The sequence below is a fragment of the Phaeobacter sp. JH20_37 genome (assembly GCF_048056015.1).
GTDB classification, from domain to species: domain Bacteria; phylum Pseudomonadota; class Alphaproteobacteria; order Rhodobacterales; family Rhodobacteraceae; genus Phaeobacter; species Phaeobacter bryozoorum.
The window spans coordinates 428,887-444,653 of the sequence record NZ_JAYMWW010000013.1 but is presented as its reverse complement, the minus strand read 5'-3'; the positions used below and the strand labels follow the sequence as shown (position 1 = coordinate 444,653).

The window sequence follows — 15,767 nt, the reverse complement described above, 5'->3', positions numbered from 1 at the left end:
TGTCACCCGGTTAATGCCAGTCCCATCGCTGCCGGTCCTGCGTGAAATGCGCGTAAAATCATGCGCTGTCGTTCAGGACCTGGTCCTTGGCCTCCGGCAGCAGGGCGGCCCGCTTCTGGCGTACCTCATCCGCGGTGGCCCGACCTTCCAGATCAGCACTGACCTTTCGCAGCACATCTTCAAACCCCGGTTCCTCGAAATCGGATTTGATCACCTCATGCGCATAGGCCTCGGCATCAGCGCCGGTTTTGCCCAGCAGCCCAGCGGCCCACAGCCCGAGCATCTTGTTGCAGCGGGCCTGCGCCTTGAACTGCATTTCCTCGTCATGGGCGTATTTCGCTTCAAAGGCGTGTTCGCGGTCGTCGAAAGTGGTCATGGATCCTCCCTCAGGGCGATAAGTGTCGTAGATCATTGTGATATGTGGATGGCGCGCGGCGCCAACAAGAGGCGGGCGGGGCAATTGATCCCAGAATCCGCGTGGCTGCCCGACCACGCCGGGCCATCATAGCACAGCAAGCCCGCAGGGACGAAAAGCCCGTCTCCCCAATCGTGATTGCGGGCGGGCCGGGACCAAGCTTGCGGCACGGCCCCCCTTGCCGTATGAGGGCGACAGTTCCCGGGCATGAGATTCCCGCTTTTTTCCCGAAAGGCTCCGCATGGCACGTCGCAAGAAGATCTACGAAGGCAAGGCGAAGACACTTTATGAAGGTCCCGAACCGGGCACCATCGTTCAGTACTTCAAGGACGACGCCACCGCTTTCAACGCGGAAAAGCGGGATGTCATCGAAGGCAAGGGCGTGCTCAACAACCTGTTGAGCGAGTTCTTCATGCAAGGTCTGGGGCAGATCGGCGTGCCGACCCATTTCCTGAAGCGGCTCAATATGCGTGAACAGCTGGTGCGCAGCTGCGAGATCATTCCCTTGGAAGTGATCGTGCGCAACTATGCGGCCGGGTCGATCTCCAAACGCCTCGGCATTGACGAGGGCACCCAGCTGCCGCGCCCGATTGTGGAATACTGCTACAAGGACGACGCGCTGGGGGATCCTCTGGTCACCGAGGAGCATATCGCCGCCTTCGGCTGGGCCAGCCAGCAGGATATGGATGATATCCTCAGCCTCGCGCTACGGGTGAACGACTTCCTGTCCGGTGTCATGCTGGCGGTCGGGATCAAGCTGGTGGATTTCAAGATCGAAATCGGCCGGATCTATGACGGCGATTTCCAGCGTCTGGTCGTCGCCGATGAAATCAGCCCCGACAGCTGCCGTCTGTGGGACATGAAAACCGGTCAGAAGCTGGACAAGGATGTGTTCCGCCGCGACCTTGGCAATCTGACCGACGCCTATACCGAGGTGGCCCGGCGTCTGGGCGTGATGCCGAACAACCCGCCGGCGAGCGGCAAGCCGACGCTGGTAAACTGACCTGATCCATGGATCCCGCCCTGACCAAAGGGCGGGATTTTGACTATCTAACTTAGAGGCCCCTAATCCGGGCTTTGCCATCGAAACCTGAGGGAAAATGCGATGAAGGCACGCGTGCATGTAATGCTGAAAAACGGGGTTCTGGATCCGCAGGGCGAGGCCGTGCGCCACGCGCTTGGCGCCATGGGCTTTGACAAGGTGGGCGGCGTGCGTCAGGGCAAGGTGATCGACCTCGATCTGGCGGATGATGCCACCGAGGCGGATGTGACCGCGATGTGCGAAAAGCTGCTGGCCAACACCGTGATCGAATCCTACAGCATCGAGATGCAGGGATGAAGGCGGCTGTTGTTGTCTTCCCCGGGTCCAACTGCGACCGCGATCTGGCGGTGGCGTTTGAACAGGCGGGCTGTGACGTCTCCATGGTCTGGCACAAGGACAGCGCGCTGCCCGAGGGTGTCGATATCGTTGGCGTGCCGGGCGGGTTTTCCTATGGCGACTATCTGCGCTGCGGCGCCATTGCCGCCCAGTCACCGATCTGCCAAGCGGTTGTCGATCATGCCAATCGCGGTGGCTATGCCATCGGCGTGTGCAACGGCTTCCAGATTCTGACCGAAACCGGCGTGCTGCCGGGCGCGCTGTTGCGCAATGCCGGTCTGAAATACATCTGCCGCACCGTCGATTTGCAGGTGGCGACAGCCGACAGCGTCTTTACCGAAGGCTATGCGGCAGGTGATGTGATCGGCGTGCCGATCGCGCATCACGACGGCAACTACTATGCTGATGCCGACACCATCGCCGCCCTTCAGGATCAGGACCGCGTCGCCTTCCGCTATGTCGACAATCCCAATGGGTCGGTGGCCGATATTGCCGGTATCCTGTCGGAAAACCGCCGGGTTCTGGGCATGATGCCTCACCCGGAGCGGGCTGCGGATGCAGGCCACGGGGGCACCGACGGGGCGGCAGTGTTCCGCGCATTGGCCGGGCTAGTCACTGCGGCGTGACTTGTGAATGCGCGGCGGCTTGCGTTAGGTTTTGCCTATGACTGCCGCGCGTGACGCAACCCTATCCTCTGGAAAACCGCGCTCCCGCACGACCTCGTGGCGGGTGCGTCTTGCTTTGCTCTTGCTTATGGCCGTCGCTGCGGTGACCGTCTGGGTCACCAATCGGGCGCTGACCGATCGCTTCACCGAAAGCACCCGCAACCGGGCTGAGCTGCGTCTTGCGCTCTACTCTGGCAACCTGGTGAGCGAGCTGGGGCGCCACGCCATCGTGCCGCAGCTGCTGGCGCGGGATCAGGCACTGATATCGGCGCTGCAATCGAATGATTTTTCGCTCTCGACCCAGCGGCTGATCTCCTTTGTCGAGGAAATCGGCGCCGCCTCCATCATGCTGATGGCGCAGGACGGGCGCACCGTGGCCGCCACCGATCGCAACCGGTTGGGCCAAACTCACCGCAATGCGGGTTATTTCGTCGACGCGCTGCGCTCCAAAACCACCGTGTTCTCGGCGATCCGCAGCGAGGTCGGCAGCTATCGTTTCACCTATTCGCGCCGCATCGTCGACACCTCCGGCATCCTCGGGGTGATCGTGGTGGAGGTCGATCTGCAGAAGTTCGAGCGCGCCTGGGCAGGGATTTCGGATGCGGTGATGGTGTCCGACAGCACCGGCACCATCATTCTGGCGACAGAGTCGCGCTGGCGCGGCCTGTCGGAGGCGGATGCGCTGCAATTGCAGACCCCTGAGGGGGCCATTCAGCGGGCGATCCGGGCCACCACGGATTGGACCGCGCTGCCCGCCGATGCCTATCTCCAGGGCGAAGCGGTGATGCGGCTGGAATCCCGGATCCCGTTTCAGGGCTGGCGGCTGACCTCTTTCACCACCTACGCGTCGATCCGCGAGCGGGTGAACACGGTTTTGGCGCTTGAGATCATGGGATTCGCCATTCTGCTGGCGCTGGCTTTCTATGCGCTGAGCCGTCGCACCGCGCTGCGCATGGCGCTGTTCCAGCGCGAGTCGGCAGAGCTTCGCGTATTGAACGCACGGCTACAGCGGGAAATTGCCGAACGCGAACGCATGCAGGAGACCCTCGCAGTGGCCGAACAGAGCCTCGCGCAGAGCTCGAAACTGGCCGCTCTGGGTGAGATGTCGGCGGCCGTCAGCCACGAGCTGAACCAGCCGCTGGCGGCGATGAAAACCTATCTGGCGGGGGCGCGGCTGCTGCTCAATCGCAACCGCCCCGAGGAGGCGCTGGCCTCCTTTGGCAGGATCGACGATCTGATTGAACGGATGGGCGCGATCACCCGCCAGCTGAAGTCCTACGCGCGCAAGGGCGGTGATACGTTCAGCCCCGTAAATATGGGCGATGCGCTTGCCTCCTCGCTGTCGATGATGGAGCCGCAGCTGCGTCAGCGGCACGTCAAGATCGCCCGTATCCTGCCCGAGGAACCGGTCTATGTGATGGGCGATCGGATGCGGATTGAGCAGGTGATGGTGAACCTGTTGCGAAACGCACTAGATGCTACAAAGTCAGTCGAAGACCCGGAGGTCGAAATCCTGCTGGCGGCGGGCGAGACAGCCACTCTGTCGGTGCGCGACAACGGGATGGGGATCAAGGATTTCGGCAGCCTGTTTGAACCCTTCTACACCACCAAGCAGCCGGGGGACGGGGTTGGGTTGGGGCTTGCCATCTCCTCGGGTATCGTGAACGACCTAGGCGGTCGGCTGACCGCCCGCAACGGGCAGAGCGGTGGCGCCGTATTTGAAATGCAACTGCCGATCCTTGTGGACGGTATCGAGGCCGCGGAATAGCGCGGTATCACTGGATGGAGGGCACGCGAATGGCACAGGCCATGAAAATCGCGATCGTCGATGATGAACAGGATATGCGACAGTCGATCAGCCAATGGCTGGCGCTGTCTGGCTATGACACCGAGACCTTTGCCAGCGCCGAGGACGCGCTAAAGGTGCTGGGGCCGGATTATCCCGGGATTGTCATCTCGGATATCAAGATGCCGGGCATGGACGGGATGCAGTTCCTGAAGAAACTGATGGGCAGCGACTCTGCCTTGCCGGTTATCATGATCACCGGTCACGGTGATGTGCCAATGGCGGTTGAGGCGATGCGGGTTGGCGCATTCGACTTTCTCGAAAAACCCTTTAACCCGGATCGCATGTCGGAACTGGCCAAGCGCGCCACCGGGGCCCGGCGCCTGACGCTCGACAACCGGGTGCTGCGGCGCGAGCTCTCCGACGGCAGCACCATCATGAAGAAACTCATCGGCTCCAGCCCGGTGATGGAGCGCCTGCGCGAGGATATCCTGGATCTGGGGCAGGCGGATGGCCATGTGCTGATCGACGGCGAAACCGGCACCGGCAAGACGCTGGTGGCCCACGCGCTGCACGCGGTCGGCAGCCGGGCGGGCAAGAAATTCGTGCTGGTCTCCTGCGCCGCGCTGGAAGAGGAGGCGCTGTCCAAACGCCTGTTCGGTCCGATGCAGCCCGAAGACAGCTCGCTCCCCGCCATTGAGGAGGCCCGTGGCGGCACCCTGGTGCTGGAAGATGTCGAAGCCCTGAGCGAAACGCTCCAGGCCAAGCTGCTTAGCGTCATCAATGAGCAGGGCATTCCGGGGGAGACACGCATCGTGGCGATCTCCAACCTGCAGGAAGCCGGCAAGACCTGCGAAGACGCGCTGCGCCCGGATCTGTTCTACCGGCTTGCCGCGCTTCGGATCACCGTGCCGCCACTGCGCCAGCGCGGCGAGGATATCCTGACGCTGTTCACCCGCCTGTCCGAACAGTTTTCCGAAGAATACGGCTGTGACGCACCTCAGGTGAGCGCCCAGGAGGCCGCGCAGCTGTTGCAGGCGCCCTGGCCGGGCAATGTGCGCCAGCTGATCAATATCGCCGAACGCGCGGTGCTTCAGTCGCGCCGTGGCTCGGGGACCATTGCATCGCTGTTGATGTCGGACCACGAGGATATGCAACCGGTGATGACCACCGAAGGCAAGCCGCTGAAGGAATATGTCGAAGCCTTCGAACGGATGCTGATCGACAACACCATGCGGCGCCACAAAGGGTCCATCGCCAGCGTCATGGATGAGCTGTGCCTGCCGCGCCGGACGCTCAACGAAAAGATGGCCAAATACGGGCTGCAACGTTCCGACTATCTGTCCTGACCGCCAAACCGCGCGTTAACCAAGATTGGGCCGCCTCCCTCCTGGGGGCGGTCCTTGTCGTACCGGTAACGGAATATTCATGATTTTCAGCCTAGGAACCAAGAGGATAGCATTTAGATTGCAGGTGTGACGAATGACCATTGTCATTACCTATCCACAGGTCTTATGCTGCCTAAATGGGGACGGGACTAGAGTGATCCTGCCCCTCTTGATGAGATTCGCTGCCTTTGTTTTTGTCCGGCAAGATCCGAGAAAGCAAAGTCAGACCGATTGGCCTCGCAGTATTTCGGGGCAGTTTAGCGCCTGACTGGGGTTTCCCAGCAGGGATATAATCAGGGCAGGGCGCGGATATTCCCACCTGTCGGAGAAGAAACGCGATGACGCGCGCGAGAGAGAACAGCAGACAGGCAGGAGGGCCGGACAGATGTTCCGGGGCTAACCGCTGTACTGCATGGGCCAATCGCGCGCCTCAAGACATCGCCCAGACAAGACACCACCCCAATCGTTCACGTCCGCCCGGAAACGGGCCAGATGCGCGCGTGCGCGGCAGGTGCACCAAGGACTCATGGCAAAGAAGATGCTTATTGATGCCACCCACGCGGAAGAGACCCGCGTTGTGGTGGTCGATGGAAACAAGGTTGAGGAATTTGACTTTGAATCCGAAAACAAACGTCAGCTCGCTGGCAATATCTACCTCGCAAAAGTAACCCGCGTCGAACCTTCGCTGCAGGCAGCTTTTGTGGACTATGGCGGCAACCGCCATGGCTTCCTCGCTTTTTCGGAAATTCATCCCGACTATTACCAGATCCCCGTCGCCGACCGTGAGGCCCTGATGGAGGAAGAGCGCGCCTATGCCGAGGCACAGCGCGCCCGTGATGACGAGGAAGAGGCAAGGCCTGCCAAGCGCCAGTCGCGGTCGCGTCGTGGTCGCACTCGGGCTGCCGAGGTGAAATCCGCCGATGTCGTCGAGACGAAGGATGTCAGCCCGGAGGCCAGCGAAGGCGGCGCCGACATCGCGGGTATGGAAACCATCGACCTGACCGATGACATGGCCGCAGCTGACACCAAGCTGGCGGATGTGCCCGAGGCCACAGACGGCAATGAGACCGCCGCCGCAGAGGTGGTTGTCGAAGAAGCGGTGAAGGAAGCTTCGCCAGAGCCGGAAGCACAGGACGACAGCTCCGCTGACGATCTTGCGGCAGAGGCAGAAGACGCTTCTGATGCGTCTGCCGATGACGACGGCGACGATGCCGAGACCGCTGCCGATGCGACGGCCAAGGATGAGAATATCGAATCCGTTGCCGAGGAAGACGACAGCGAAGACATTCGTCCGGTGCGCAAACCGCGCCCGCGTCGCTACAAGATCCAGGAAGTCATCAAGGTCCGTCAGGTCCTGCTGGTTCAGGTCGTGAAAGAAGAGCGCGGCAACAAAGGCGCAGCACTCACCACCTATCTGTCGCTGGCTGGCCGCTACTGCGTGCTGATGCCCAACACCGCGCGCGGTGGTGGTATCTCGCGCAAGATCACCAATGCCGCCGACCGCAAAAAGCTGAAAGATATTGCGGTTGAACTGGACGTGCCGAGCGGCGCGGGGCTGATCGTGCGCACCGCCGGTGCCAAACGCACGAAATCCGAGATCAAGCGTGACTATGAATACCTCCAGCGCCTGTGGGAGCAGATCCGCGAACTGACGCTGAAATCCATCGCACCGGCTAAGATCTACGAAGAGGGCGATCTGATCAAACGCTCGATCCGCGACCTCTACAGCCGCGAGATCGACGAGGTTCTGGTTGAGGGCGAACGCGGCTACCGCATCGCCAAGGACTTCATGAAAATGATCATGCCGTCCCACGCCAAGAACGTGAAAAACTATCAGGATCAGCTGCCGCTCTTTGCCCGGTTCCAGGTCGAAAGCTACCTCGGTGCGATGTTCAATCCGACCGTTCAGCTGAAATCCGGCGGTTACATCGTGATCGGCGTGACCGAGGCGCTGGTGGCAATCGACGTGAACTCCGGTCGCGCCACCAAGGAAGGCTCGATCGAGGAAACCGCGCTCAAGACCAACCTGGAGGCCGCCGAAGAGGTGGCGCGCCAGCTGCGTCTGCGTGACCTTGCCGGTCTGATCGTCATCGACTTCATCGACATGGACGAGCGCAAGAACAACGCCGCCGTCGAAAAGCGCATGAAGGACAAGCTGAAGACCGACCGCGCCCGTATTCAGGTGGGCCGGATCTCCGGCTTTGGCCTGATGGAAATGTCGCGTCAGCGTCTGCGTCCCGGCATGATCGAGGCGACCACCGCGCCGTGCCCGCATTGTCACGGCACCGGTCTGATCCGGTCGGATGACTCGCTGGCGCTGTCGATCCTGCGCCAGATCGAGGAAGAGGGCACCCGCCGTCGTTCCCGCGAGGTGCTGGTGCGCTGCCCGGTCAGCATTGCCAACTATCTGATGAACCAGAAACGCGAGCATATCGCCCAGATCGAAACCCGTTATGGCCTGTCCGTGCGGATCGAGGGTGACCCGCATCTGGTCAGCCCGGATTTCTCGCTCGAGAAGTTCAAGACCGCCTCGCGTGTGGTTCCTGTTGTCACGACGCCGGTGGTATCCGTTGATACCTCGATCATGGATCAGGTCGACGCCGACGAGGCGGCCGAGGAGGCCGATGATGAGGTCGAGACCGATACCAATGACGCGGATGTCGCAGAGACCCAAGCCTCTGGCGACGAGGGCGATGGGGACAACAAACCCAAGCGCAAGCGTCGTCGTCGGCGGCGGCGGAAGTCCTCCGGCGGTGAGGGCGATGAGACCAACGGCGACGCTCAGGCGGATGCGAAATCTGATGACCAGAAGGCCGCAGACTCGGCAGATGGCGACGCAGACGACGGCGACGACAAAGCTGATGCCGCCGAAGGCAAGGACGCCGCACCCGAGGAGGGTGAGGGCGAGGTGAAGAAACGCACCCGCACCCGCACCCGTTCGCGCAGCCGCAAGAAGAAGACCGATGAGACCGTGGCAGCCGATGGTGAGACACCGGCCGAAGCCGGGGCAGAGGAGGCGGATCCCGCCCCGGAGCCTTCGGATGAGCAGGTGACGGCAGAGGAGGCGTCTGTGGAGGCCCCGACCGAGGAGGAGGTGGCACCCACACCAGCAGCAGCTCTCAACGGGGCGGCTCCGGTGGAAGAAACCCAAGCGGCAAACACCGTCTCCACACCCGAACAGCCAGACGCTGCGGAGGTTGAGCCGACCGCCGCGCAGGAGGTTCCAGCCGAACCGGCAACGGCCGACCCGATCGAGACCGATGAAGCGACGGCGCAGGATGTGGCGGCAGATCACGTCGAGGCGCCGACGGAGACCGCTGCCGAAGCGCCTAGCGAAGCGGCGCCTGAGGACCAGGCCGAACCTGCCCTGGCAGGCGCAGAGGCGGAGCCGGTTAGCCCGCCCAAGCCCAAGCGGCGCGGTTGGTGGTCGGTTGGTAGCTGATCAGCAAAACCAAAGAAAGGCGGGCGTTTAGCCCGCCTTTTTCATGTCAGGTCTCAAGACATCAGGAGCACCTCCATGCAGAGCGAGCCCCCCGTGATGGATCCGCTATTGGAGCAGCTGCTGGCGGCCGAAACCGCCGTCTGGACAGCGTTGCAGCGGGGTGATGTTGCCGCGGACCGCGCCGCGCTGCATCCGCAGTTTCTGGGCGTCTACCCCAGCGGCTTTGCCGGGCGCGACGATCATTGCGAACAGCTGGCCAACGGACCCACAGTGGCATGGTTCAGACTTGAGCAGGCGCGCGTCCTGTCGTTGGCACCCGATTGCGCGTTGCTCGCCTATCGTGCCACCTATGCCCGCCCGGACCAGACCGGCTGGGATGCAGAGGCCGCCACAATGTATGTCAGTTCAATCTGGCAGCGCGTCGATGCGGTCTGGATCAATATCTTCAGCCAAGACACCGAGGCCCTGCCAGAGGGGGCGGAAAACCCGCTCCCCTAGGCGCTGGCGATCACCAGCCTGCCCAGGCGCGCAGCCTGTCCATGTCCGTACCCCGAACAGAGGGTTGCACCGGCTGATAGGCTCAGCCGCCTTTGCGGATCAGATAGGTCTGATGCTTCGGATTGTCGCGGATTTCCAACAGCTCATGGCCCGCCTCATGACAGAAATGCGGGATATCCACCACCGCTGCCGGATCGTCGGCATGAACCTCCAGAACCATGCCAGAGGCCAATGGTTTCAGGCGTTTGCGTGCCTTCAGTACGGGCAGGGGGCACAGCAGCCCGATTGCGTCCAGAGTCTCTTTGGTGTCGGTCATACCTTGCAGATAATCCGGTTGTTTCATCCTGTCCACAAGGTTGTGACCGGCGCCCCCCGTGACCTTTGCAAGAGGCTGGTCTAAGGATTGGGCATGTTTGGTATTGAAATCATCGACGCAGGGCTGATCCCTGCCATGCTGGTGGCGCTGACGGCTGGATTGATCAGCTTTCTGTCGCCCTGTGTGCTGCCCATCGTGCCGCCCTATCTGGCCTATATGAGCGGCGTTTCCATTGGCGAGATCCAGGGCACGACCCATGCCCGGCGCAAGGCCATCGTCGCGGCGCTGTTCTTTGTCATGGGGCTGTCGACGGTGTTTCTGCTGCTTGGGTTCACGGCCTCGGCTTTTGGTGCCTTTGTGCTGCAGAATCAGGAACTCTTTGCGCAGATCTCAGGCGTTGTTGTAATCATTTTCGGCCTGCATTTCCTGTCGGTTTTCCGCATTCCGATCCTTGACCGCGAGGCGCGGATGGAAACCGATCAATCCGGTGGCTCGGCCGTGGGGGCCTATATTCTCGGGCTCGCCTTTGCCTTTGGCTGGACGCCCTGTATCGGCCCGCAGCTCGGTGCCATTCTTTCGCTGGCGGCGACCGAGGCATCGGTGGCGCGCGGTACGCTGCTGCTCGGGATCTACGCGCTTGGTCTTGGCGTGCCGTTCCTGCTGGCGGCGATCTTCCTGACCCGGTCGATGGTCCTGATGAACCGGATCAAACCCTACATGGGGGTGATCGAGAAGTTCATGGGCCTGCTGCTGATTGTTGTCGGGTTCATGCTGGTCACCGGCCTTTTCTCTGAGTTCTCTTTCTGGCTGCTTGAGACCTTCCCGGCGCTGGCCACCCTCGGCTGACCTGCCGTCCGGGCTGGCGGTCCCTTTGCGCCGTTGCCACGGCATCCCCGCCCGAGATCGCCCCGTCTGACAGAGGTCCGGCGGGGCTTACTCTTTTTGCAAGGCACCGCTAAGCTGGCGCGACGACAAACAGGCAAATCGGGTCGCGCAGTCCGTGCAAGAGCAAACAACCAAGACATCCGCCGTTGGCAAGCCCGGTGCGCAAAAGAGTGGCGCCTCCCCGTGCGACGGGCAGGATCCGCCCGTGCGCCGCCGCAAGCTGTTCTACATCCCCGGCTATGATCCGATGCCACCGCGCCGCTACCGCGAGCTCTACCGGACGGAGGGCGCACGGCAGGCGGAGATTTCCGGCTACCAGTTGTCGCTCTCGCCCCGATCTGAGAGACCGCAGGCAGCTGCCGCAACACCCGGGTTCGGCTGGCAGGTCACCGCACAGATCGAGGGCTGCAAGGTCCACACCGATGTTGATGTGCTGATCTGGTCGGACATTGTTCAGGGCAGCATGGCGCCGTCGATTGCGCAGACCTATTGGCAGATGCTGCGCACCGCCTGGATCTATATCTCCACCGGCACCTTGCGGCGGCTCATGTGGCTGCGCAAAGGCCCGGTGATCGCGGCGCTTTATCCTGTGGGTATGCTGCTGCTTCAGCTGGTGCTTGCCTGTCTGCTTGCCGTGACCATCGCCCGGCTCGGGCAGGGCGCTGTTGCCTGGCTTGGTCTCTCCGCGGGCTGGGCTGCTGCGGCGGCAGCGGTGGTGTTCTGGGCGCTGGGGCTGATTGCGGCGGCGGCGCTGATGCGCTGGTTCCGGCGTCAGGACGGTCGGCTGTTTGCCTATTACCTGATGCATGATTACGCCCATTCCGCCGCGCTGCGCGGCGCCTATGCGCCCGAACTGGGACAGCGTATTGCACAATTCGCCGGGGAGGTTGCCGTCGCCCTGAGTGACCCCAGCTATGACGAGGTGCTGGTCGTCGGTCATTCCTCCGGCGCCTATATCGGGGTCAGCGTACTGGCCGATGTGCAGCGCAGCGGGCTGGCCGGACGTCATGCCACCCTCGGCTTTCTGAGCCTCGGCCAGGTGGTCCCGATGGTCTCCTTCCTGCCCGAGGCACATCGGCTGCGCCGTGATCTGCACGACCTGTCCGGGCGCGGGGATCTGTGCTGGGTGGATGTCACGGCGCCGGGAGATGGCTGTGCCTTTGCGCTTTGTGATCCCGTTGCCGTGAGCGGCGTTGCTCCCGCGACAAAACGTTGGCCGCTGGTGATCTCGGCGGCCTTTACCCAGACCCTCAGCCCGGAACGATGGGCCGCGCTGCGGTGGCGGTTTTTCCGGCTGCATTTTCAATACCTCTGCGCCTTCGACCAGCCGGGGGATTACGATTATTTTCAGATCACGGCAGGGCCAAGGACGCTCGAAAGCCGCTATCGCAACCGCAACCCCTCGCGGTCCCGGATTGATGTCACCGCGTCCAAATATACCTCGTTGGGGGACTGATGGCGGGCAAAGGCAAAACGTCAGATCCAACCACAGCCACACCCGGCTCGGCGCCCGGTTCCGCAGGATCAACGGTAACCCCGCCCAAGCCGCCCGCGCGCGCCGACAAGGTCTCGCTCTGGCGCTATCTGCGGCTGTTTCGCGCCGATCTTCTATCGGCACAGCCCGCCAAACTCTACCGCGCCTGGATGGCAGAGTTTCGCACACCCTTCTTTCGCTCTTATCTGGTCAATCAGCCGGATCTGGTTGATACGGTGCTGAAACAGCGCCCGGAGAGCTTCCCGAAATCCAGCCGCATCAGCGAGGGGCTGCGCCCGCTGCTCGGGAATTCGGTGTTTCTGACCAATGGCGAGGTCTGGAAGCGCCAGCGCCGGATCATTGACCCGGCCTTTGAAGGTGGCCGCCTGCGCCAGATCTATCCGGCTATCCATGACGCCGCCGAGGCCGCAGTGGCGCGGCTCGCCGATCAACAGCGCGAAACCCCCGGCCACCCGGTCGAAATCGAATCCGTGACCTCTCACGCGGCGGCCGATGTGATCTTTCGCACGCTGTTTTCGATCCCGATAGAGCATCATATGGCGCAGGAGGTCTTTCATCGCTTTCGGGCCTATCAGCAGGCGCAGCCGATCCTCAATATTGCCGCCTTGGTGCCGCTGCCGCGCTGGATGCCGCGGTTTCACCGCCTTGCCACACGCCGCAACGCCGCGCGGATCCGGGCTCTGATCACCGATCTCACCCAACAGCGGATGGCGACCATCGCGGCAGGCGGCGCCCCGGATGATCTGGCCACCAAGATCATGACCACGGCGGATCCCGAAACCGGAGATCTGTTCTCAACCCAGGAGATGGTCGATCAGGTCGCGATTTTCTTTCTGGCCGGGCATGAAACCAGTGCCTCCGCCCTGGCCTGGGCACTCTATCTGGTGGCCCTTGCGCCCGACTGGCAGGACAGGATCGCGGCGGAGGCTCAGGATCTGTCACTCGACAGTTTCGCGGAAGTGGGCAAGCTCAGGGTCAGCCGTGATGTATTCCGCGAGGCGCTGCGGCTTTACCCGCCGGTGCCGATGATGGTGCGCGAGACGACCTGTCCGCAGCAATTTCGTGGCCGCACCCTGCCAAAGGGCGCTCAGGTCGTGCTCAGCCCCTGGCACCTGCACCGCCATACGCGGCTCTGGGAGAACCCGGACGGGTTTGATCCGGGGCGGTGGCAGACCGAGAATGGCAAGACCTGTCAGCGCGAGGCCTATATCCCCTTTTCGGCCGGACCGCGCGTCTGTACCGGCGCGGGGTTTGCCATGGTCGAGGGGCCGCTGATCCTGTCGATGATCCTGCGAAGGTTTCGGGTGGCGCCGGTATCAGGCAAAGAGCCGATCCCGGTGGCCCATCTGACGGTTCGGTCAAAGAACGGGATCTGGCTGCAGCTGACACCGCGCTAGCCAAGAAAATTCGAATTTTATTGGCACATTTCGTCTAAGATATTTGCGTCACTGAGTGATGCGCAATGCGTCCTGATGGCAAAAGAGGATCACCTGACTTACGTTTCCAACGGCATGAACGCCCCTGCGTTTCAGCTCGCGCCGAAAACGCTCCCAACCCAGCAGCCGTTCGATGTCGCGATTCTGGCGGCGGATCACGCCACCTCGGGCAGTGGCCTGAGATTGGAACAGCCGCAACAGTCAGCTGTCGGTGGTAGGCGGGGCGGGCATCGGTATGGCGATACGATCCCAAGCCCTGATTAACGTGACCTTAAGCGTCGCAAGACATGCAGGCGGATGGCCGAGGCCAGACCGCAATCCACGCCGCGCGTTTCGTCGATCTCGGCGGCCAGATCATTGATGGCGCGCCCGTCTTCGGCTGCAATCTCGCGGAAGGCCTGCCAGAATTCATCTTCGAGCGAGACCGAGGTGCGGTGGCCCCGCAGGGTCAGAGAGTGTTTTCTGGGCCGGTTAGTCATCGTCGCGCCGGTGCTTGTCCAGCCGGTCGATCTCCTGCGCATTGCGCGCCTTGTCGAGATCCTTCTCGGCTTTGGTCCGGCCATAGGTCACGGCGTTTCGGTCAGCGCGGGCCTTTTTCTCGGCCCGCGCCTTGTCTTTGCGATACCGGTTCAGATTGACCGGTTTCACCATCAGCCCTTGGGACCGATCATCTGCTCAGGCCGCACCACCGCGTCAAATGTCGCCTCATCCACGAAGCCAAGCGCAATGGCCTCTTCCTTCAGCGTGGTGCCGTTCTTATGCGCGGTCTTGGCAACCTTGGTGGCATTGTCATAGCCAATCGTCGGCGCCAGCGCGGTGACCAGCATCAGCGATTCCTTCATCAGCTTGTCGATGCGCGGCTCATTGGCCTCGATGCCGTTCAGCATCCGCTCGGTGAAGCTGTCCGCCGCATCGCCCAGGAGCTGGATCGACTGCAGGAGGTTATAGGACATCATCGGGTTGTAGACGTTCAGCTCGAAATGGCCCTGCGAGCCTGCGAATTTGATCGCGGCATCATTGCCCATCACGTGGGCGGCAACTTGGGTCAGCGCCTCTGCTTGGGTCGGGTTCACCTTACCCGGCATGATCGACGATCCCGGCTCATTCTCCGGCAGGATCAGCTCGCCCAGACCAGAGCGCGGGCCGGAGCCGAGGAAGCGGATGTCATTGGCGATCTTGTAGCAGCTGCCCGCAATGGTCGCGAGCGCGCCGGACAGGAACACCATGGCGTCATGGGCGGCCAGTGCCTCGAACTTGTTCGGCGCGGTGACAAACGGCAGGCCGGTGATCTCGGCCATGTTGGCAGCGACCGTCTCGCCCCAGCCTTTTTGCGTGTTCAGTCCTGTGCCAACGGCGGTGCCGCCCTGTGCCAGCTCGTAGATGCCGGGCATCGCCGCCTCGACCCGGGCCAGACCCTGACGGATCTGATGGGCGTAGCCGCCGAATTCCTGGCCCAGCGTCAGCGGGGTGGCATCCTGCGTATGGGTGCGGCCAATCTTGATGATATCCTTGAAGGCCTCGGATTTGGCTTCCAGCCCTTCGGCCAGTTTCGTCAGCCCCGGCACCAGCACGTCGCGCACCATCATCGCGGTGGCGATATGCATCGCGGTGGGGAAGGTGTCGTTTGAGGACTGGCCCATGTTGCAGTGATCATTCGGATGCACCGGATCCTTGGAGCCGATGGTGCCGCCGAGGATCTCGATGGCGCGGTTGGCGATCACCTCGTTGGAGTTCATGTTGGACTGGGTGCCGGACCCGGTCTGCCAGACCACCAGCGGGAAGTTGTCATCGAACTTGCCCTCGATCACTTCGCCCGCAGCCTGGATGATGGCATCCGCCAGCGTCGCATCCAGCGCGCCCGATGCCTTGTTGGCCATGGCGCAGGCCTGTTTGATCACCCCCAGCGCGCGCACGATGGCGACGGGCTGTTTTTCCCAGCCAATAGGGAAGTTCATGATCGAGCGCTGGGTCTGAGCGCCCCAGTACTTGTCTGCAGGGACCTCAAGCGGACCGAAGCTGTCGGTTTCGGTGCGGGTATCGGACATAAGTCTCTCTCCGTCTGA

At 62.4% G+C, this 15,767-nt stretch carries 15 protein-coding genes; 10 read left to right on the top strand and 5 right to left on the bottom strand.

Features of this window, described 5'->3' with window-relative positions:
- Nucleotides 1-58: 58 nt before the first annotated feature.
- Complete coding sequence (locus VWZ87_RS06930; RefSeq protein WP_340545390.1) at nt 59-376, bottom strand: DUF1476 domain-containing protein; 318 nt, start codon at nt 374-376, stop codon at nt 59-61.
- 280 nt (nt 377-656) lie between these two features.
- On the opposite strand from VWZ87_RS06930, the gene purC reads away from it, so the two are divergent.
- From purC to VWZ87_RS06895, 7 genes are all read left to right on the top strand, one after another.
- Nucleotides 657-1,418 carry a phosphoribosylaminoimidazolesuccinocarboxamide synthase gene (gene purC, locus VWZ87_RS06925; RefSeq protein ID WP_340545391.1) on the top strand — a complete coding sequence of 254 codons (762 nt, stop codon included), beginning with the start codon at nt 657-659 and terminating at the stop codon, nt 1,416-1,418.
- A gap of 102 nt (nt 1,419-1,520) precedes the next feature.
- Nucleotides 1,521-1,754: a phosphoribosylformylglycinamidine synthase subunit PurS gene (gene purS, locus VWZ87_RS06920; RefSeq protein ID WP_416536096.1), complete on the top strand. Its 234-nt coding sequence runs from the start codon at nt 1,521-1,523 to the stop codon at nt 1,752-1,754.
- The gene (gene purQ, locus VWZ87_RS06915; protein WP_340545393.1) at nt 1,751-2,419 is read left to right on the top strand and encodes a phosphoribosylformylglycinamidine synthase subunit PurQ; all 669 of its coding nucleotides are present in this window, start codon (nt 1,751-1,753) and stop codon (nt 2,417-2,419) included. Before purS ends, purQ begins: the two co-directional genes overlap by 4 nt.
- A gap of 37 nt (nt 2,420-2,456) precedes the next feature.
- On the top strand, nt 2,457-4,226 hold the full coding sequence (locus tag VWZ87_RS06910; RefSeq protein ID WP_340545394.1) for an ATP-binding protein: 1,770 nt from the start codon (nt 2,457-2,459) through the stop codon (nt 4,224-4,226).
- A gap of 29 nt (nt 4,227-4,255) precedes the next feature.
- Nucleotides 4,256-5,593, top strand: a complete 1,338-nt coding sequence (locus VWZ87_RS06905) for a sigma-54 dependent transcriptional regulator (RefSeq protein WP_340545395.1) — start codon at nt 4,256-4,258, stop codon at nt 5,591-5,593.
- Between the two features lie 565 nt (nt 5,594-6,158).
- Nucleotides 6,159-9,074 carry an Rne/Rng family ribonuclease gene (locus VWZ87_RS06900; RefSeq protein ID WP_416536094.1) on the top strand — a complete coding sequence of 972 codons (2,916 nt, stop codon included), beginning with the start codon at nt 6,159-6,161 and terminating at the stop codon, nt 9,072-9,074.
- Between the two features lie 75 nt (nt 9,075-9,149).
- A complete protein-coding gene (locus tag VWZ87_RS06895; protein WP_416536092.1) occupies nt 9,150-9,572 on the top strand; it encodes a DUF4440 domain-containing protein in 423 nt (140 codons plus the stop codon).
- 82 nt (nt 9,573-9,654) lie between these two features.
- Here the strand turns inward: VWZ87_RS06895 and VWZ87_RS06890 are convergent, their stop codons facing one another.
- Complete coding sequence (locus VWZ87_RS06890) at nt 9,655-9,888, bottom strand: sulfurtransferase TusA family protein (RefSeq protein WP_340545398.1); 234 nt, start codon at nt 9,886-9,888, stop codon at nt 9,655-9,657.
- A 93-nt stretch (nt 9,889-9,981) separates the two neighbouring features.
- Here VWZ87_RS06890 and VWZ87_RS06885 point away from each other — a divergent pair, with 93 nt between their 5' ends.
- From VWZ87_RS06885 to VWZ87_RS06875, 3 genes are all read left to right on the top strand, one after another.
- Nucleotides 9,982-10,734, top strand: a complete 753-nt coding sequence (locus VWZ87_RS06885; RefSeq protein ID WP_416536090.1) for a cytochrome c biogenesis CcdA family protein — start codon at nt 9,982-9,984, stop codon at nt 10,732-10,734.
- Nucleotides 10,735-10,978: 244 nt separating this feature from the next.
- Nucleotides 10,979-12,229: a hypothetical protein gene (locus VWZ87_RS06880; RefSeq protein ID WP_340545400.1), complete on the top strand. Its 1,251-nt coding sequence runs from the start codon at nt 10,979-10,981 to the stop codon at nt 12,227-12,229.
- Nucleotides 12,229-13,665, top strand: a complete 1,437-nt coding sequence (locus tag VWZ87_RS06875) for a cytochrome P450 (protein WP_340545401.1) — start codon at nt 12,229-12,231, stop codon at nt 13,663-13,665. Before VWZ87_RS06880 ends, VWZ87_RS06875 begins: the two co-directional genes overlap by 1 nt.
- 299 nt (nt 13,666-13,964) lie before the next feature.
- On the opposite strand, the gene VWZ87_RS06870 is transcribed toward VWZ87_RS06875, so the two are convergent.
- From VWZ87_RS06870 to fumC, 3 genes are read right to left on the bottom strand one after another with little or no spacing between them, the layout of a single operon-like run.
- Complete coding sequence (locus VWZ87_RS06870) at nt 13,965-14,183, bottom strand: ribbon-helix-helix domain-containing protein (RefSeq protein WP_029601902.1); 219 nt, start codon at nt 14,181-14,183, stop codon at nt 13,965-13,967.
- On the bottom strand, nt 14,176-14,355 hold the full coding sequence (locus VWZ87_RS06865; RefSeq protein WP_340545402.1) for a DUF4169 family protein: 180 nt from the start codon (nt 14,353-14,355) through the stop codon (nt 14,176-14,178). The genes VWZ87_RS06870 and VWZ87_RS06865 overlap by 8 nt, the downstream gene beginning before the upstream one ends.
- The gene (gene fumC, locus VWZ87_RS06860) at nt 14,355-15,749 is read right to left on the bottom strand and encodes a class II fumarate hydratase (protein ID WP_340545403.1); all 1,395 of its coding nucleotides are present in this window, start codon (nt 15,747-15,749) and stop codon (nt 14,355-14,357) included. Before fumC ends, VWZ87_RS06865 begins: the two co-directional genes overlap by 1 nt.
- Between the last annotated feature and the right edge of the window lie 18 nt (nt 15,750-15,767).